Below are 18,842 nucleotides of genomic sequence, written 5' to 3' on the forward strand. Positions count from 1 at the left end.
ACTACCCGTCTTGCTGAAGGATCTGTGTATGAGCCTGGCATCCGCGCCTGTTAACACTGAACTAAACAATCGTAAGCTACTCGGTACGTTCCTACGCACGCGCCGCGAAAACCTCGATCCCAATCGCCTGGGTTTACCGCGCATGCGCCATCGCCGCACGCCGGGTTTACGTCGGGAAGAAGTTGCGCAGTTGGCGGATGTTGGCGTGACCTGGTATACGTGGCTAGAACAGGGGCGTGATATTAAAGCCTCGCCGAAAACCCTCACCGCCATCGCCGCCGCGCTGCAGTGCAACGATGTGGAAACTCAGCATCTGTTTTCCCTGGCCGGACATACATTACCGTCGGTGCGCGTGGTGGCAGCGTGCTGTAAAATTGCCGCACACAATCAGCAAATGCTCGATGCCATCCAGTTACCGGCCATTATTGAGACGCCGCGCTTCGATATCCTTGGCTACAACGCCGCGTGGTGTGCATTAATGGGCGTCGATTTAGCAGAGATTGCGCCAGAAGATCGCAACTGCATCTGGTTGGCGTTCAATCATCCCGCCTGGCGCCAGGCCATCAATGACTGGGATGAAGTGATGCCGCAAATGGTGGCGATGTTTCGGGGTCAGATGGGTGAACATCTTGGCGATCCGCATTGGGAAAGCTTTCTTGCGCGCCTGTTGCACAGTTCAGATGAGTTTGCGCACACCTGGCAGCGCTATGAGTTGGGCCAGGTGGAGAACCGCGTGAAACGTTTTTACCATGCGCAAGTGGGTGAACTCACGCTGCGGCAAAATAACTGGTGGTCCGCTTCGCGCAACGGTGACCGCCTGTTGGTGTATGTGCCGGACGATGAAATTAGCGCCTCGGCACTGCAGCAGTTGACCAAGCCGTGATCGGTTACGCCTTGCCCGTCAGCGCCGGGAGCGGGGTTTGCGGGCGGGCGCCCTTCTGGCTGGTTAAGAGAATCTGACCCAGTAAGCTATCTTGGTTCACCACACCATATTTCAGATTGGTGTCGAGATATTTGCGGTCAAATCCCGTCAGCTTAGTCAGCGGCGGTAAGACGGCAGGAAGGCGATCCACCATCAGCATGCGGCTCAGTTTTACCGGGCGCCACTTCACTAAACTCTGATAGAGCAACGCGCTGGCTTCGCATTTGCGCAGATAGAAATTGTACTGGTTATTTTCACGTAAAGCCTGCTGCTGCGCGATGTACACCACCAGATAATCCGGTGGCGTTATGCCCTGCACCAGGGTTGCGTAGTCAGGCAACGCCTGCAGGCGGCGGAAAAATTCATCAGCGCCGATCTCAACTATTGGCCGGAAATAGTGCAGCCAGCGTGCGATAAAAGGGTTATTTTTTGGCGCGGCCAAAAACCAGGATTCAACCACCGGATAGGCTTTATCTAGTGTCGATCCATCGCGATAAAAAGCGATGAGGTCATAACTGTCATCAATATTTACCGCCAGCAGCTCATCCATCGTACGATTGAGAATAATGGTGGCATCCATCCAGATACCGCCATATCGGTGCAACAGTTCCAGCCTGATGACATCACTTTTGTGTGACGCACGCATATCCTGATGCACAAAATGCAGGTCTGGCAGGTAATTTTTAATATTCAGGTTATTGATAACCGTGACCAAATAACCTGGATTCTCACGGACGATTTTATCAACAAAAATCTGCACTTCTGCTGGCAGTTGTTCACTTTCCCAGTACATCCAGATTTGACGCGGAATGGCAGCAGGTGCCGTCTGACGCGGCTGCAAATTGATATCCTGCTCTGCGGCCGGGTTGTAGTCGGGTAACGTTTTGCGTTTGGTTAGCTTTTTTTCCGCCAGTAGCCCGAGTGAAACCAGGTGTGTTTTTAGTTTATTTTTTTTCATTTCTTCTCCAGCAGGGTTGCTGCCAGTGATGTGATCATTGCTGTTAAAAAGGTCTACATCGGCGCTGCGCCAAACGGTCGCAGAAAGCCAATAAAAACCCGGAAAATTGGCTCAAAATTAGCAAACGGCATCCATAACGACAATTTAATAAACCTGAAACGCACCACTTTAAGAGAATACGCAGAGTGGAATAACGTGAACTGGCATTGATTTGTGCAACGCCACGCAAAGCAGAACATCTTACGAAAACGGTTAAAATAAATACTGGATATAAAACCAGTATGCAGTATACTTATTCGACAGCCACACGGCTAAGTAAGTCTGCAAGAGGTGCGAATAATGATGATCTCAACGGAAAGTCTGTCTGCTCTGAATTCATCAATGATGATGAGCAGCCGCGAAATAGCCAGCGTTACGGGTATTACTCACGGTGAAGTGAAGCGTCTGATCAAAAGCCTGGAAACTGCCCAGCGTCTTTCTCAGCCCATCGCGGTAAATCTTTATGAGCATCAGGGTGAAATGCGTCAGGAGTTTCATCTCAACAAGCGCGATTCATTATTAGCCGTTGCGCGGCTCTCTCCAGGGTTCACCGCAGAGTTACTCGATCTTTGGCAAAAACGGGAACAGTTTACGCATTTGCCTGATTTCACTAATCCAGCTGAAGCAGCCCGTGCGTGGGCCGAACAATTTGAGCAGCGACGAGCGGCTGAGCAGCAACTCGCACTGTCTGCGCCCAAAGCTGAGTTTTTTGACCGCTTTGTTGAAATCGAAGATTCGCTCGGCTTTCGCCAGTTGTGCAAGATGTTGAAAGTCAAGGAAACGGAATTTCGTGAGTTCTTGCTGGAGCGCAATATCATGTACCGCGAGAAAGGTTCACTGGCACCGCAGCAGCATCACCTCCAGGCGGGTTACTTTACGCTGCGTTCTGGACATGGTGAGAATCAGCACGCGTTTTCTCAAGCGCGTTTTACCGCTAAAGGGGTGAAATGGGTCGCCAGTTTATGGGCGGGGCATCTGTCGTCGCTACCGAAAGGCGTTGCTGCGTGAGATAAGATTTGGGTCGCCATAATTCGGCGACCTGACACATTATAGTGTCATCAGCATCTCATGCCACGCCATGCCGCCATGATCGGACTCGGACGGTTTAATGTACTGATAACCCATTTTCTTATACAGTTCGACATGATGGGTTTTGCACATTAAGTGAATGGTTTGCTTGTCCATTTGCTTCATTAGCTGGACAAAATGGCGCATCAGCAGCGTAGCGTAACCTTTGCCTTGATATGCTGGATCGAGCACTACCGACATGATCACCGCGTTAGGCGCAGCCGGATCGTGGCCGACTAGCGCTTTGAATTCCTCATCCGACATCACTACATCCCACGCGCAGCCGCCATTGATAAAACCGATGACCTTGCCGTCTGCTTCCAGGCACAGGAAACCTTGCGGATACTGCGCAATGCGAGTCGCTATTTTCGCGCGGGTTGCCGCTTCGTCTCCTTCGTAAGCTTCTGTTTCAATGGCATAACACCGATCCACATCCGTAAGATTCGCTTCTCTAAATACTAACGCCGACACAACTTACCTCACTGCTTTCACCACTAAATGACGGCCATTCTAGCAGGCTGAAATGCGTGGTGCGCGTAAATGCGCACCTTACTACCTAGGGTCGCCGTGCCTGGCGACCGATACAAATCATCGAGATGCGTTACGCGATCGTCACCACGCGATTCTCGCGCGCGCTGATAAACGCCGCATCCAGCACCGCCAACACTTCAATCGCTTGATCGGTCGTCACCGGCGGTTCGGTGCCGTTACGCACTGCATCAGCAAAAGCTTCATAATAAGCGTGATAGGCGCCCTGTTCAGATGGCACTGCTTCGTTGCCTTCGGCACGTTGCAAAACGCCCCAACGTTCGCGCTGCTCGTAACCCCATCCCGCCAAATCATCAGCGGGACGTTTACCCGCAAAAATCGCCTGCGCCTGCACATCACTGCCCTGCGACAAATAACTGCCCTTCTCGCCGTACAGCCGCAGTTCGCGGCATACCATGCGGTTGAGTTTGGTGGCGGAAACATAGGAATGCGTGCCGTTATGGTGGGTCAGCGTCAGCACGAAACTGGCATCCGTTGGTCCTTCTGGTAATTCAACAATATCCAATTGTGCATAGACCGATTTCACCGGCCCCATCAGCCAGATGGCTTGATCAACAATGTGGCTGCCCAAATCGCGCAGCAGGCCTCCGGTTTCACCGCCTTCCAGCGTCAGGGCATCATCGAAATCCATGCGATTATGCAAGCGCCACAGTTTGCCAACGCGCTGTTCTTCAATCACTTTTTTCAGCGTCAGGATGTCAGCATCATAACGGCGGTTATGATAAACGCTCAGCACCACGCCTTTCGCACGCGCTGCAGCCGCCAGCTCGCGACCGGTTTTGGCATCCGGCGCGAAGGGTTTATCGGCGATCACCGCAACTCCCGCATCGATCGCTTCCAATACCAGCTCACGACGCGTCTGCGGTGGTGTAGTGATGGTGACGATATCCACACCCGCTGCCAGCATCTCTGTCAGGCTAGCGAAAATGGGCACATCGGGGAAATCCGCTTTCACTTTTGCAATAGTCGCAGGCGCACGAGCGACTATTCCTGCCAGCTCCAATCCCTGTGCTGCAACAATAAAGGGGGCGTGGAAATGTTTACCGCCGGTACCGTAACCCACAATGCCTATTTTCATGCTGCCTCCGTGTGAGATAAAAGAATCGTTAACCGCCTTACCAATAACATATTAGTAACAAGTTAACGCGTTCATCCACGCAAAATTGGCATAAAAATATCATTTTTATAAAAAATGGCTTTACTGTGCCGCCGGTTTGCTCGGCAATCAAAGGTAAAATTTAGAGTGCGGTAATCATTTTCCCCTCGGAAAAATAATTGCGTAAATTTTCCAGTACATTACTCGTCATTTGCGCGCGGGTTTCATGCGTTGCGCTGGCAATGTGCGGTGTTAAAAGGACATTATCCAATTCACGCAGAGCGGGGTTAATCATCGGTTCATGTGGATAAACATCAAGTGCCGCACCTTTTATGGTTCCCTGTTGCAATGCGGTGATGAGATCGGCTTCATGGATGACTGTCCCGCGCGCAATGTTAATCAGCACACCTTCTTTGCCAAGCGCTGTCAGCACTTTTGCATCAACTAATTGCAGATTTTCCGCGCTGCCTGGCAATGCCAGCACCAGAAAATCACTAAAGGCGGCGAGCTGCTCAATGTTGTCGCAGCGCTTGTAGCTTACGTCTTTAGCCGTGCGCGCGGTGTACGCAACCTGCATACCAAAAGCTTCGGCACGGCGCGCGATGGCTAAGCCAATCGCGCCCAGCCCAGCTATTCCGATGCGCTTTCCACTGGCACGAGTGGAAAGTTCAACGCTGCTATTTTCCCATGCGCCAGCTTTCGCAAACTGATGATAGGCCACTAGATTACGAGAAAATGCCAGCATCAGCGTCAGCGCCAAATCCGCCACATCTTCAGTGAGAATATCGCGGGTGATACTCACCTGAATCCCGTGTTTTGCAGTGTAGTCAAGGTCAATACGATCGGTGCCAACGCCAAATACCGCAATCGCTTTACAGGCGGGCAGTTGTTCCAGAATTGCGGTTTCTACACCAATATCACCGCGCGTAACAATAGCCTTAATCGCGATGCCATGCTGTTGAATAAATCCTACGGGATCTTGCTGCACATATAAGCGATGACAGTGAAAGTGCTGAGTGAGTTTTTCATCCAGCTGCGGCATTAGCGGCTGAATAATCAGGATGGCAGGTTGCGAATTCGTCATTATATTTTCCATCAGGTGCATTTATTTATCACCAGCCTAACGGAGTTATTTATGTTACGACGCAGTTGTTACTTTTTTCGCTAATAAGATCACGCAGTAAATGGCATTAAATTCTCATATTCATTGCGGTTAATTTCAGCCCTAATGCGCGGCACGCGCTGGCGAACTCCCCTTACGCAGTCTACGGTTAATCAAAAAAGTATAAAAATTTCACCAACCATGGATAGCCACTATGACCGCCCATGTCGACACCACAGCACACCAGGATAGCGAACTTCTTCAGCTGCAACAGATTTTACAGGCGCACCTTGAACATTTGTTGCCTGCTGGACAGCAAGCCGATCGCGTGCGAGCCGCTATGCGTGCCGGTACGCTGGCACAAGGTAAGCGCATTCGTCCTTTATTACTCATGCTGGCGGCGCGCGACATGGGTTGCGAGCTCACTCAACATGGCATTCTCGATCTCGCCTGTGCGGTGGAGATGGTACACGCGGCGTCTTTGATACTTGATGATATTCCCTCCATGGATAACGCGCAGATGCGACGTGGCCGCCCGACGGTGCATCGCGAGTTTGGTGAGAACGTGGCGATTTTGGCGGCAATCGCGCTGCTCAGTCGCGCCTTTGAAGTCATTGCGATTGCACCGGGTTTATCCGCGCTGCATAAATCTGAGGCGATTGCCGAACTCTCTTCCGCCGTTGGCTTGCAGGGCCTGGTACAAGGACAATTCCAGGATTTGCACAATGGTGCGCAAAGCCGAAGTCCGGAAGCCATTGCCCTCACCAATGAACTGAAAACCAGCGTGCTGTTTCGCGCCACGCTGCAAATGGCAGCGATTGCTGCGGACGCATCACCACAGATACGTCAGCGACTTAGCTTTTTCGCTCAGGATTTAGGTCAGGCATTTCAGCTGCTCGACGATCTCGCAGATGGCTGCAATCTCACCGGCAAAGATATGCATCAAGACGAAGGTAAATCAACGCTGGTGCAGATGCTGGGTGCTGATGGTGCTGAACGGCGTCTGCGCGATCACCTCCGCAGCGCCGATGCGCATCTTGCCTGTGCCTGCGATCGTGGTATCGCTACCCGCCAATATATGCACGCCCTGTTTAACCAACAGCTGGCGATGTTCAACTGAGCGCGGATCCGCTGATGGGCCACTTTGCGGTGATTGCGCCTCCGCTTTATAGCCACTTTCATGCGTTGCAGGCGCTGGCACAAACGCTGCTGGCACGCGGGCATCGCATCACGTTTATTCAACAAGCCGATGCACGCACTTTACTGAACGATGAACGCATCGAATTTATTACCGTCGGGCAGCAAACGCATCCGGCCGGCTCTCTGGCGCCGGTATTACATCGACTGGCATCGCCGGGTGGCTTGTCGCTGTTTCGGGTAATAAAGGATTTGGCAGACTGTACCGATATGCTGTGTCGCGAATTACCAGAGCTGCTAAAGGCACTGAAAGTTGACGGCGTGATCGCCGATGAGATGGAAGCTGCGGGCGGGCTGGTTGCGGAAGCGCTGCATCTGCCTTTTGTCTCTGTGGCCTGCGCCTTACCGGTGAATCGCGAAGCGGGCATTCCCCTCGCGGTGATGCCTTTCCGTTTTGCGCAGAATGAGAAAGCCTTAAAGCGTTTTCAGGCTAGCAGCGATATCTACGATCGCATCATGCATCGCCATGGCGAGGTCATTCTCAAACATGCCCGAGCGTTTGGCTTAACGGAACGGCGCGGTTTGCATCAATGTCTTTCGCCGCTGGCGCAAATCAGCCAGATGGTGCCTGCCTTTGATTTTCCACGTCAGCAGTTGCCGGACTGCTATCACGCCGTTGGGCCCTTACGCGAGCCGGTGTCAGTTGCACCGCTCAACGCGCCCTGGCCAGCGCTGCGTCAGCCGGTGGTATTCGCCTCGCTCGGAACGCTACAAGGTCATCGCTTTCGCCTGTTTTTGCATCTGGCGCAGGCGTGCCGAAATCTGCGATTGTCATTAGTCATCGCACATTGCGGTGGTTTAAACATGCAGCAAACGCATCAACTTGAACTGGCCGGTGCTGCCTGGGTGACGGATTTTGTCGATCAACGCGCAGCGTTGCAGCACGCGCAGCTGTTTATTACTCATGCTGGATTAAACAGCGCGCTGGAAGCGCTGGCGTGCGGCACTCCGATGCTGGCACTGCCGATTGCTTTTGATCAGCCCGGCGTAGCGGCGCGGATTGAGTGGCACGGCGTTGGGTGCCGCGCATCGCGTTTCAGCGGAATACATCGACTGGAACGGCATCTGCAAAAAGTGCTGGCAGACGGCAGTTATACGTTACGTATGTCAGCGATTCAGGCGCAGTTGCAGCGCGCAGGCGGCTGCCAGCGTGCAGCAGAGATCGTTGAACAAGCGCTGTGCCAGCAGCACGTTGTGCTCGCGGAGGCAACCTGATGCAGATGCAATACGATGTGATTTTGGTGGGAGCCGGATTGGCGAACGGCCTGATCGCGCTACGCCTGCGTCAGCTGCAACCCGAACTAAAATGCTTGCTGCTGGAGAGTCACGCACATCCGGCGGGGAATCATACCTGGTCCTTTCATCACAGCGATCTCACCGCTGAACAGTTGAGTTGGCTCGAACCTCTGATTTCGGTACGTTGGTCGGGTTATCAAGTGCGCTTCCCTGCGCTGCGTCGCACATTGAATGGGGCTTATGGTTCGATCTTCTCAGACGATTTTGCCCACAAGCTCGCTAGTGTAATGGGCGACGATCTATGGTGTAACGTGCCCGTCAGCCAGATGAGCCCTACGCAGGTGACGCTGGAAGATGGCCGCGAACTTCATGCGCAAGTTGTTATCGATGGCCGGGGATTGCAGCCTACACCGCACTTACAGCTCGGTTATCAGGTCTTTCTTGGCCAGGAGTGGCAGCTGGCGCAGCCGCACAGTTTACGACAACCGATACTGATGGATGCAACCGTCGATCAGCACGAAGGCTATCGTTTTGTTTACACGCTGCCGCTCAGCGCCGATCGCCTGCTCATTGAAGACACCTACTACGTCAATCAACCTACGCTGGCTGAAAACGCGACACGCCAACATATCGGCGACTATGCGCAGCAGCAAGGCTGGATGCTCAGCAGGCTGCTGCGTGAAGAGCATGGCGTATTACCCATCACATTAAGCGGCGATGTCGATCGATTCTGGCAGCAGCAGCGCGGCCAGCCCAGCAGCGGCCTGCGCGCCGGACTGTTTCACGCCACTACCGGCTATTCGTTGCCCTCCGCCGTAGCGCTGGCGGAGTTAATCGCAACCTTGTTGCCCACCGCGGCCGGCACTCTCAATCAGCACATTGAACGCTTCGCCCGTAAGCAGTGGCGCGAGCAGCGCTTTTTTCGCCTGCTCAATCGCATGCTGTTTCTCGCCGGACCTCCTGAACAGCGCTGGCGTGTAATGCAGCGCTTTTATCGGCTCGATGCCGGATTAATTAGTCGCTTTTACGCCGGGCAACTGCGCCTGAGCGATAAAGCCCGAATTTTGTGCGGCAAGCCGCCGGTGCCACTCGGTGAAGCGCTGCGCGCGCTAATGATGACCTCAGCAACGCCAGGGAAGAAATAATGGAACGTACTTATGTGATTGGCGCAGGTTTTGGTGGGTTGGCGTTGGCAATTCGCCTGCAAGCAGCCGGCATCCCAACCACCCTACTGGAGCAGCGCGATAAACCAGGCGGACGCGCCTATGTCTACGAGGATAAAGGTTTTATCTTCGATGCGGGGCCGACGGTAATCACCGATCCTAGCGCCATTGAAGAGTTGTTCACGCTGGCGGGAAAATCACTCAGCGATTACGTCGAGCTGATGCCCGTAACGCCCTTTTACCGCCTGTGTTGGGAAGACGGTAAACAGCTTGATTATGATAACAACCAGCCGCTGCTCGAGCAGCAGATCGCCACGTTCAACCCAAAGGATGTCGCTGGCTATCGCCAGTTTCTCGCCTATTCTCGCGAGGTGTTTCAAGAGGGCTATCTGAAACTTGGCACGGTGCCGTTTCTGCACTTCCGCGATATGCTGCGCGTCGCGCCGCAGCTGGGACGTTTACAGGCATGGCGCAGCGTTTACAGCATGGTGGCAAAATTTATTCAGGACGATCACCTGCGGCAGGCATTCTCCTTTCACTCATTACTGGTGGGCGGTAATCCTTTTGCAACATCATCGATTTATACCTTGATTCATGCGCTGGAGCGCGAATGGGGCGTGTGGTTTCCGCGTGGCGGCACCGGCGCGCTGGTTAGCGGTATGGCGCGGCTATTTGAAGATCTGGGCGGCGAGTTGCTGCTGAATGCCGAAGTGAGTCAGCTGGAAACCCACGACGATCGCATTAGCGGTATTCAACTGAAGGACGGACGACGTTTTGCTGCGGCGGCGGTGGCCTCGAATGCAGATGTGGTTCACACCTACGACAGGCTATTGCATCATCATCCGCAGGCCCGCAAGCGCGCCGCATCGCTAAAACGTAAGCGTATGAGTAACTCGCTGTTTGTTCTCTATTTTGGCCTGAATCATCCTCATGAACAGCTCGCGCATCATACAGTCTGTTTTGGTCCGCGCTATCGCGAGTTAATAGATGAAATTTTCAACAGCCGTGAGCTGGCAGATGACTTTTCGCTTTATCTTCACGCACCTTGCAGCAGCGATCCCTCGCTTGCACCGCCGGGCTGCGGCAGTTTTTATGTGTTAGCGCCGGTGCCGCATCTCGGTACCGCTGATATCGACTGGCAACAGGAAGGACCGCGCTTGCGCGATCGAATTTTTGCTTATCTGGAGCAGCACTATATGCCGGGACTACGTCAGCAATTGGTGACACACAGGATGTTTACGCCGTTTGATTTTCGCGACACGCTGCATGCTCATCATGGCTCGGCGTTTTCGCTGGAGCCGATTTTGACGCAAAGTGCCTGGTTCCGTCCGCATAATCGTGATGCTGATATCAGCAATCTCTATTTAGTCGGCGCGGGCACCCATCCCGGTGCGGGCGTGCCGGGAGTCATCGGATCCGCCAAAGCCACCGCCCAGCTGATGCTGGAGGATAGCGCTAAATGAATCGACAGCCGCTGCTTGAGCAAGTCACGCAAACCATGGCCGTGGGATCGAAGAGTTTTGCTACCGCCGCAAAGTTATTTGATGCGCCAACGCGCCGCAGCACGCTGATGCTCTACGCCTGGTGTCGCCACTGCGACGATGTGATTGATGGGCAAACGCTTGGCGAAGCGGGCACGCAACACGCGGTGGAGGATGCGCAGGCGCGCATGCTTCATCTGCAGATCGAAACGCGCCGCGCCTACAGCGGTGCGCACATGGATGAGCCGGCGTTTAAGGCGTTTCAGGAAGTGGCGATCATTCACCAGTTACCTCAGCAGCTGGCCTTTGATCATCTGGAAGGCTTCGCCATGGATGCGCGCGATGAACACTACGCAACCTTCGCGGACACGCTGCGTTACTGCTATCACGTTGCGGGTGTCGTCGGCTTAATGATGGCGCGCGTGATGGGCGTTCGCGATGAAGCGGTGCTGGATCATGCCTGCGATTTAGGTTTGGCCTTTCAGCTTACGAATATTGCGCGCGATATTGTCGAGGATGCTGAAAATGGTCGCTGTTATCTGCCGCAATCCTGGCTTGATGAAGCAGGATTAAATGGCGCTACGTTGAGCGCTCCACAGCACCGAACAGCCCTGGCAACGCTGGCTGCGCGTTTAGTGGCGGAAGCGGAACCTTATTATCAATCTGCGCGATCTGGCTTACCTGGATTGCCGCTGCGTTCGGCGTGGGCCATCGCTACCGCGCGCGGCGTTTATCGCGAAATCGGGGTGAAGGTCCAGCACGCTGGCGCGCATGCCTGGGATACACGCCAACGCACCAGCAAAGGAGAGAAGCTGGCTCTGCTGTTGAAAGGCGCAGGTATGGCGCTCACTTCGCGCGTGGCGCATCCTGAGCCGCGTCCGGCTGGTCTGTGGCAGCGTCCTCGTTGAGTTTGCGTCCATGGCGCTGGCGGCTATGCTCATTACCGAATTCATGCAGGTAAGGCTATTTGCTTTGCGAAGATGACAAATTCCTTAAACGAAATTCAGAAATTTGTATTCTTTAAATAAGCGATAGCCTTGCCGTATAATTAAGCCAACGCACTGATGAATTTTTTCACTCGTATAAAGACATTTTTTTGCAAGGTTTCAATTTTTAATAAACCATAGATAGGGATCTAATAAAATGAGCAGGATGCTACAATGTTTTTTCAGATTTTCCATTTGGCTATTCCTTTCCTCCAGCATACCTCTCATTCTGATTATAACAGTTGGCTCTCTTTCCTATGATCGCTGGCCTGACCATGCATGGAATATCACTGCCGTATGTGCAGTCGTTATTTTCATAATTGACTTTATTATTGTGAAAAAATACTGGAAATGAAAATCTAACCTTGCCTTGAATGAACGATAGCAATGTTAGATTTTCTTTGTGAAGAAGGTAAAAGATCGGAACCTAAAGTGAAGATGACGAGTATTTGCTGCTGAAAAAGGCGAGCACCGGCCCATCACTTTACGTGTGAATTTTTACGTGCCGCGTCCGGCTGGTCTGTGGCAACGTCCTCGTTGATTTTGCGTCCATGGCGTTCGCGCAACGCGGCTTGCAGCTTGCTGAGTGGCGGTGCGTAAAGGAAGCCGAAGGAAACACAGCCTTCACGTCCACGCACCGCATGATGCATACGATGCGCCATGTATAAGCGCTTGAGATAGCCTTTGCGCGGAATGTAGCGGAAAGGCCAGCGTTGATGCACGAGTCCATCGTGCACCATAAAATAAAGCGCGCCGTAGGCCGTCATGCCCGCACCAATCCACTGCAGCGGCCACAAGCCCTGCACGCCGACATAAATCAGTACAATCGCCAGCGCGGCAAACACCACCGCATACAGATCGTTAAGTTCAAACTTGCCACTGTGCGGTTCATGATGCGACAAATGCCAGCCCCATCCCCAACCATGCATGATGTATTTATGCGAAAGCGCCGCGACGATTTCCATCACCACCACGGTTGCCAGCAAGATAAGCACGTTCCATAACCAGAGCATTGTTCGTCCATTTGTGGGAAAAGGGGGAAATACTAAAGGTGGACGCGGATAGCGGATGGCGCAAGGTAAGATGATTGAGTTTTTCAGGTTTATGGGAGGCGCGCATTGAATTATCAGCAAACATCACACATACTCACCACACATGTTTATACACGTGTACTGTACACGGGGAAATTATGCCATCTACATCTGTAAGACAAAAAAAAACAGTCAGTGTGACACTTGAACCCACATTGCTTGAACAAGCGAGAGAAGCTGGCCTTAATCTATCAGCAATCCTCTCCCGAGCTTTGCAACATGAAATCCGAGCAATAGAAGCAGAAAGATGGAAGCGTGAAAATAGCGAAGGTTTACAAGAGTTGAACCGCATCATCGAAGAACGTGGATTATTGTCGGATGAATACAGGACGTTTTAGCAATGCAATATTTCATTTACCGCAACACCAACAAGAATAGCGAATACCCTTTTTTGATGGATGCCCAAAGCGAGATTATCGGCGAGCTGGCTTCGCGAATCGTTATTCCACTTTATCCCGTTAATCTATTCAAAAAAAACCAAGTGAAGCGGCTCAATCCGGTGATTAATGTTGAAGGTGAGGAATACTTAGTCATGACCCACGAAATGGCTAGCGTACGCGCATCACTTCTCGGCGATCAAGTTATGGATGCGCATGTTGATCGACAGCGCATTAAAGATTCGATTGATTTTATCTTCGATGGGTTCTGAGAACTTTACATCAGCACATCCCCTCGTTAGTATTGCCCTCCTTTCAGCGGCCTGCGCCGCTGCGTAAGCGTTAACGTCAACCAACGCACCATATGCAGACTTGGTCTGCCTCATTGCTATGGTGCGAAAAGATGACCCATACCGTTTTATCTGCGAATCCTGCCCTGCGTCGTTCTGGTTTTTTCCTGTTCTTGCTGCTGCTGACGGCGGCCAATTTGCGCACGCCGATTACGGCGGTGGGTCCGGTGCTGGAAAACATTCGTCTGACGTTTGGACTGAGCGCCAGCGCGGCAGGCGTGATTAACTTCTTACCGCTGCTGATGTTTGCCACCTTAGCGCCACCGGCTGCGTGGTTCGGCAATCGCTTTGGTCTGGAGCGCAGTTTGTGGGGCGCACTGCTGCTGATTACGCTGGGATCGGTGCTGCGCATTAGCGGCAGTGAAAATGCCTTATGGGCTGGCACCGTGATTCTCAGTTCCGGTATCGCTGCCGCCAATGTGCTTCTGCCGCCGCTGATCAAGCGTGATTTCACCGAGCATACCGCGCGTTATATTGGACTGTATGCGATGACAATGGCGATTACTGCCAGCATCGCTTCTGGCGTGGTGGTGCCGCTGGCAGAACTCAGTAGCGCAGGTTGGCGTCTATCGCTGGCGGTATGGCTGATTCCGGCCGTAATTGCGCTGCTCGCCTGGCTGCCGTATCTGAAAAAATCCGCCACTCAGAAAAAAGGCACAGCCAATGCCGTACCCACGCGATCGCCGTGGCGCGCCGCATTAGGTTGGCAGGTTTCCCTGTTTATGGCTTGTCAGTCGCTGGTGTTTTACACCTTAATTGGTTGGTTCACCCCTTTCGCACAGGACAGCGGCATTAGCCAACTGGAAGCTGGCGGCATGCTGTTCGTTTATCAGGTAGTGGCGATCGTTTCGAATCTCGCCTGTATGAGCGCCCTGAAGAAAATGCGCGATCAGCGCGCCATTAGTTTCCTCGCGTCACTTGCCATCTTGCTGGCCGTGGCAGGATTGCTGGCTGCGCCAAATTACGCGCTGCTGTGGCTGATTCTGGCCGGGCTAGGCGCGGGAGCATCAATGGTGATTTGCCTGTCGCTGTTTAATCTGCGCACCGCGGATCATCTGCAGGCCGCGAAGTTATCGGGCATGGCGCAGTGCGTTGGCTATGGAGTGGCGGCACTCGGACCGTTGTGCTTTGGTCTGTTGCATGACATCAGCGGCAGCTGGCAGTGGCCACTGACGATGCTATTAGTGATTGCGGCTGTGCAGATAGTGGTGGCCACGCTGGCGGGCCGCGCGCGGGTTATTTAGGGTGGAACGCATTTAGCGTGGCGGTGGTGAGCGCATCTTGCTCAGTCGCACTCAACAACGAATCCAGCAATCCGGGAAAACGCGCATCCAGATCGTCGCGTCGCAGTGATAATAAATTTTCACGGCCAGAGGGTTTCTGCCAGATAATGCCGCCCTCGCGCAGTACGCGCCAGTGGTGAGTTAAGGTGGATTTCGATACGCCTTTCAGCAGCGATCCGCAGGTATGTTCACCGCCATCCGCCAGAATGCTGACCACGGTCATGCGCATTGGATTGCCCAATGCCGCCAGCACATTTTCCAGCCGAATCTCCTCGCGTGATGGATGATTCTCTCGCATTACCTGCCCCATTCATTCGTGTAAACACGAATTATCAGGGCATCGCCTCGCGATGTACAGAACACGGCGAGCGGTTACCCGCCGCGAACTGCACCTTACTGGCTAAGGGTTTGCTTGAGTGCTGCAATCGATGACGTAATTCCCGCATCCACCGACATGGTAAGATCTTCCATCTCCAGCGATACCCAATCGTTGTAGCCCACCATGCGCACCACCGAGAAGAACTCCTTCCACCACTGCAAATCCTGGCCGCAACCCACCGCAACATAGTTCCAGGCGCGGTTGGCAACGTCTTCCACCGGTTTGGTTTCCAGTAAGCCGTTAATGTTCACCAACCCACGTTCCAGCCGCACGTCCTTGCCGTGGCAGTGATGAATCGCCGGGCCGAGCGCACGCGCCGCAGCAATCGGATCTGCGCCCATCCACAAGAGATGGCTGGGATCGAGATTCAGCCCAACCATATCGCCCACCGCATTACGCAGACGGAACAACGTTTCCGGATTCCACACCAGCATCGAGCTGAAGTTTTCCAGCGCAAACTTCTCCACGCCGCTCTCTTTAGCGCGCGCCACCAGCCCTTGCCAATAGGGAATCGCCACTTCATTCCACTGATAATCGAGGCAGTTTTTCAGCGTGGGCGGCCAACTCACGGTGTAAGTGATCCAGTTGGGAATGGTGTCATGGGGGCTGGCTGGCGGGAGACCACTCATCATGACGATTTTTTTCACGCCCAGTTCACCGGCCAAGGCCAACGCGTTTTCCGTATCGCGCTTGTGCTTATTGCCCAGTTCGCCCGGGTCGAGCGGATTTCCCGACACATTCAGCGCCGCAATCGACATGCCGCGACTCTCCAGCGCCCTGAGTAGCTGTTGACGTTGCGTGGCGCTGCCCAGTAGCGTTTCAGTGCGCAGATGCGGTGCCGATGACCAGCCGCCGGTGGTCATCTCAACGCCATAAACGCCAAGCTCCAACAGTTTATCCAGCATTTGTTCAAACGGCAGATGACCCAGGCTATCGGTACAGAAAGAGAGTTTCATGGCATTCCTTATTCGTAATTAACCCAGCTCGCGCCGTTATCCGCAGACCGTACGCAGTTTTCGATCCAGCGCACCCCTTCGATCCCGGCGTTAATATCCGGGTAGATCAGGTTGTTGAGTGTCTGCTGATCACCGCGCTGCGTGGCGCTGATGGCGATAGCAAATTTGAGATAGATGTTGGCCCAGGATTCCGCCAGCCCTTCGGTGTGCAGCGCCCCGAGACGTTCATCTGCCAGGGCGCTTTCATGCAGATATGGCATGCCGTGATGCATGATCTGATTCGGCTGGCCCTGCACTTCATACTTCAGCTCGCCGGGGTTGTAATCGCTCCACTCCAGGCTAGCGCGTGATCCGATCACGCGAATGCTTTGGCTATCCATCGAACCGGCATTAATGGATGACGCCCACATGCGCCCGACTGCGCCGTTGTCGTAGTGCATCAACACCATGGCGTTATCTTCCAGCGGTGCTCGGGAAGGAATAAAGCTTTGGCGATCGCACAACAGCGATTTCACTTTCAGCTGCGGCAGCACCAGCTGCGAAATGTAGAAGGTGTGTGTAGAGATGTCGCCGAGCACGAATGAAGGCCCGGCGATTTTGGGATCGACGCGCCACTTTTGCGCTTCGCTGAACTTGTCGGCGCTATCATTAGCGCTAAAACCGTGGGTGTATTGCAGCTCAACCATGCGTACATCGCCGATTTCGCCATTGGCGATCATTGCGCGCATCTGCATCAGCAGCGGATGTCCGGAAAAACCGTAGGTGACACCGACGATCAACCCTTTCGCCGCCGCCAGCGCTTTGATTTCCTGCGCTTCGGCACGGGTGAAAAACAGCGGCTTCTCGCAAATCACGTGAATACCGGCATTCAGTGCCGCTTTAGCGATCTCAAAATGGGTGCCGTTTGGCGTGGCAACGGACACTACTTCCACGCCATCCTCCCGCTTCGCCTCTTCGACCAGCAGCTGCTGATAAGTGTCATAGCAGCGTTCTGCCGCCAGGCCGAGATTGATGCCGAAATCGCGTCCGCGCTCGGCATCAATATCAAACGCGCTGGCCACCATTTGATAAGCGGTATTATCTCGCAGCGCACCGGAACGGTGTTTATAGCCAACCTGACTCAAACGACCGCCGCCGATCATGGCCCAGCGCAGTGGACGTGGGATACTCTTTTCACCGTTGAGCATAGCAACTCCTTTTTGCACCCGGGTGCAATTTGAAATAAAGTAAGATGGAAGGATATCTATTCTCGCCAATGCCAGATTTGATACCGGGTGCAAAAAAGCCTGCACTCACGCGTATAAATGGCTATTTCGCGCTTTCTACTGTGCAAAATGTCAGCGATATCGGGCTGGCAGTCAATCCGGCAAAGTGAAAATGAGCGAAATGGATCACATAAAGTTAATGTAATGCACCCGATTGCAAAAAATGTTGCAATCGGGTGCACTGATCAAACATAATCGCAACATCATAAAAACAGGGTTATTTGTCGCGCTTTCCGCCAAATGCCGCGCTTGGGTGTTTATTTTCGGTTGGGTTTCACGTTCAATGCTGGGGGTCTTCCGCTAATACCCCTACGCAGGTGCTATGAGTAAACCAACCGACAAACCACACAAAGCCACAGCCAGCGACGTGGCACGACTGGCAGGCGTCTCAAAATGGACGGTATCGCGTGCCTTTACGCCAGGCGCGTCGATCTCAGAGAAAGCGCGTGAACGCGTGATGGCCATCGCCAGCGAGCTGGGATATCGCCCTAACCTGCTGGCGCGCAGCCTGTCGCAAAAGAAGACGCACATTATCGGCGTGGTGATCGACGAGCTGAAAAATCCGCACACCATGCTGATGCTTGATACCGTTACCCGCCAGCTTCAGCAGCGCGGTTACATGGCGCTGCTGCTGAATATCGGCAGCGGCGAAAATTATCGCGCGGTGCTTTCGCTGGCCGACCAGCTGCAGGTCGATGGCATGCTGTTTCTCGGCACGGTGCTGAGCGATGAGCTCATCGCCGTTGCGCGCGAAATGCACCACATTCCGCTGGTTCAGGTGTGTCGTAATAATGACGAACCGGGTATTGAGGTGGTGAGCGTCGATGGCTTGCGGGCAGGCAAACAGTTGGGTGAACTGCTGCTGGCACAAGGTTATACGCGTATCGGTTACATGATGGGGCCCGCCACCAGAAGCCATCACACGCTCCGCCTGGAAGGCCTGCAGCAGGCGTTAAATGAGGCGGGATTACCGCTTGATGTGCTGCTCACGGCTGGCGCATATGCCCGTGAGTGCAGCTACGCAGCGTTAACCGACTACCTGAACGCGCAGGCCCCCGACAAGCGTGTTGAAGCGTTGTTTTGCGAGAATGATGTGCTGGCGCTTGGCGCACTGGCGGCTTTACGTGAAGGTGCAGGCAATAAATTTATGGCGGTGGTGGGTTTCGATGATATTGACGAAGCCAGCTTGCCCAGCTGGCAGCTCACTTCGTTCAGCCAGCGCATTGATTTGATCATCACAGAAGCCTTAAACCGGCTGATTGATGGACGTGCCACTCCAGGTGGCGTTTGGTCTCAGGGAGAATTGCGTATTCGTCGCTCTCACCTGAAGCCGTGAGGTAACAA

General features: G+C 53.6%; 19 protein-coding genes. 11 read left to right on the plus strand and 8 right to left on the minus strand.

Translation table 11 applies throughout. The annotated features are described in order from the left end of the window. Positions 1-28: 28 nt before the first annotated feature. Positions 29-883 (plus strand): helix-turn-helix transcriptional regulator, encoded by an 855-nt coding sequence (locus tag AC07WB_RS22570; protein WP_494941397.1) that lies wholly within the window; start codon positions 29-31, stop codon positions 881-883. A 4-nt stretch (positions 884-887) separates the two neighbouring features. Here AC07WB_RS22570 and AC07WB_RS22575 read toward each other — a convergent pair whose 3' ends face one another. After that, positions 888-1,880 (minus strand): glycosyltransferase family 32 protein, encoded by a 993-nt coding sequence (locus AC07WB_RS22575; RefSeq protein WP_494941398.1) that lies wholly within the window; start codon positions 1,878-1,880, stop codon positions 888-890. A gap of 339 nt (positions 1,881-2,219) precedes the next feature. Here AC07WB_RS22575 and AC07WB_RS22580 point away from each other — a divergent pair, with 339 nt between their 5' ends. Next, positions 2,220-2,927, plus strand: coding sequence for a phage antirepressor KilAC domain-containing protein (locus AC07WB_RS22580; RefSeq protein WP_494941399.1), 708 nt, complete (start codon positions 2,220-2,222; stop codon positions 2,925-2,927). Positions 2,928-2,966: 39 nt separating this feature from the next. Here AC07WB_RS22580 and AC07WB_RS22585 read toward each other — a convergent pair whose 3' ends face one another. From AC07WB_RS22585 to AC07WB_RS22595, 3 genes are all read right to left on the minus strand, one after another. Beyond that, complete coding sequence (locus AC07WB_RS22585; RefSeq protein WP_494941400.1) at positions 2,967-3,458, minus strand: GNAT family N-acetyltransferase; 492 nt, start codon at positions 3,456-3,458, stop codon at positions 2,967-2,969. Between the two features lie 130 nt (positions 3,459-3,588). After that, positions 3,589-4,614, minus strand: coding sequence for a Gfo/Idh/MocA family oxidoreductase (locus AC07WB_RS22590; protein ID WP_494941401.1), 1,026 nt, complete (start codon positions 4,612-4,614; stop codon positions 3,589-3,591). Between the two features lie 160 nt (positions 4,615-4,774). Next, positions 4,775-5,716 (minus strand): 2-hydroxyacid dehydrogenase, encoded by a 942-nt coding sequence (locus AC07WB_RS22595; protein WP_494941402.1) that lies wholly within the window; start codon positions 5,714-5,716, stop codon positions 4,775-4,777. Between the two features lie 232 nt (positions 5,717-5,948). Here AC07WB_RS22595 and AC07WB_RS22600 point away from each other — a divergent pair, with 232 nt between their 5' ends. The 5 genes from AC07WB_RS22600 to crtB are packed head-to-tail and all read left to right on the plus strand — an operon-like array spanning position 5,949 to position 11,719. Then, a complete protein-coding gene (locus AC07WB_RS22600; protein WP_494941403.1) occupies positions 5,949-6,854 on the plus strand; it encodes a polyprenyl synthetase family protein in 906 nt (301 codons plus the stop codon). A gap of 14 nt (positions 6,855-6,868) precedes the next feature. Next, complete coding sequence (locus tag AC07WB_RS22605; protein WP_494941404.1) at positions 6,869-8,146, plus strand: glycosyltransferase; 1,278 nt, start codon at positions 6,869-6,871, stop codon at positions 8,144-8,146. Further along, positions 8,146-9,312 (plus strand): lycopene beta-cyclase CrtY, encoded by a 1,167-nt coding sequence (gene crtY / locus AC07WB_RS22610; protein WP_494941405.1) that lies wholly within the window; start codon positions 8,146-8,148, stop codon positions 9,310-9,312. Before AC07WB_RS22605 ends, crtY begins: the two co-directional genes overlap by 1 nt. Then, the gene (locus AC07WB_RS22615) at positions 9,312-10,793 is read left to right on the plus strand and encodes a phytoene desaturase (protein ID WP_494941406.1); all 1,482 of its coding nucleotides are present in this window, start codon (positions 9,312-9,314) and stop codon (positions 10,791-10,793) included. Before crtY ends, AC07WB_RS22615 begins: the two co-directional genes overlap by 1 nt. Then, positions 10,790-11,719: a 15-cis-phytoene synthase CrtB gene (gene crtB, locus AC07WB_RS22620; RefSeq protein WP_097098167.1), complete on the plus strand. Its 930-nt coding sequence runs from the start codon at positions 10,790-10,792 to the stop codon at positions 11,717-11,719. Before AC07WB_RS22615 ends, crtB begins: the two co-directional genes overlap by 4 nt. 557 nt (positions 11,720-12,276) lie before the next feature. Here the strand turns inward: crtB and AC07WB_RS22625 are convergent. Next, complete coding sequence (locus tag AC07WB_RS22625) at positions 12,277-12,810, minus strand: sterol desaturase family protein (RefSeq protein WP_494941407.1); 534 nt, start codon at positions 12,808-12,810, stop codon at positions 12,277-12,279. A gap of 176 nt (positions 12,811-12,986) precedes the next feature. Here AC07WB_RS22625 and AC07WB_RS22630 point away from each other — a divergent pair, with 176 nt between their 5' ends. The 3 genes from AC07WB_RS22630 (at position 12,987) to AC07WB_RS22640 (ending at position 14,859) form a co-directional block, all read left to right on the plus strand. After that, positions 12,987-13,226, plus strand: coding sequence for a type II toxin-antitoxin system CcdA family antitoxin (locus AC07WB_RS22630; protein ID WP_494941408.1), 240 nt, complete (start codon positions 12,987-12,989; stop codon positions 13,224-13,226). A gap of 2 nt (positions 13,227-13,228) precedes the next feature. Further along, on the plus strand, positions 13,229-13,537 hold the full coding sequence (locus tag AC07WB_RS22635; protein ID WP_494941409.1) for a CcdB family protein: 309 nt from the start codon (positions 13,229-13,231) through the stop codon (positions 13,535-13,537). A 131-nt stretch (positions 13,538-13,668) separates the two neighbouring features. Further along, entirely contained in the window at positions 13,669-14,859 is a 1,191-nt protein-coding gene (locus AC07WB_RS22640) for an MFS transporter (protein ID WP_494941410.1), read from the plus strand. Here AC07WB_RS22640 and AC07WB_RS22645 read toward each other — a convergent pair. The 3 genes from AC07WB_RS22645 to AC07WB_RS22655 form a co-directional block, all read right to left on the minus strand. After that, positions 14,852-15,196, minus strand: coding sequence for an ArsR/SmtB family transcription factor (locus AC07WB_RS22645; RefSeq protein ID WP_097098172.1), 345 nt, complete (start codon positions 15,194-15,196; stop codon positions 14,852-14,854). The two genes, AC07WB_RS22640 and AC07WB_RS22645, sit on opposite strands and share 8 nt — an antisense overlap. A gap of 95 nt (positions 15,197-15,291) precedes the next feature. Continuing rightward, positions 15,292-16,233: a sugar phosphate isomerase/epimerase family protein gene (locus AC07WB_RS22650; RefSeq protein ID WP_097098173.1), complete on the minus strand. Its 942-nt coding sequence runs from the start codon at positions 16,231-16,233 to the stop codon at positions 15,292-15,294. A gap of 8 nt (positions 16,234-16,241) precedes the next feature. Beyond that, a complete protein-coding gene (locus AC07WB_RS22655) occupies positions 16,242-17,420 on the minus strand; it encodes a Gfo/Idh/MocA family protein (protein WP_494941411.1) in 1,179 nt (392 codons plus the stop codon). A 400-nt stretch (positions 17,421-17,820) separates the two neighbouring features. Between AC07WB_RS22655 and AC07WB_RS22660 the strand changes: the two genes are divergently transcribed. Next, on the plus strand, positions 17,821-18,834 hold the full coding sequence (locus AC07WB_RS22660; protein WP_097098175.1) for a LacI family DNA-binding transcriptional regulator: 1,014 nt from the start codon (positions 17,821-17,823) through the stop codon (positions 18,832-18,834). Positions 18,835-18,842 lie beyond the last annotated feature (8 nt).

This window comes from Pantoea sp. GW821-FHT03E06 (genome assembly GCF_059420725.1).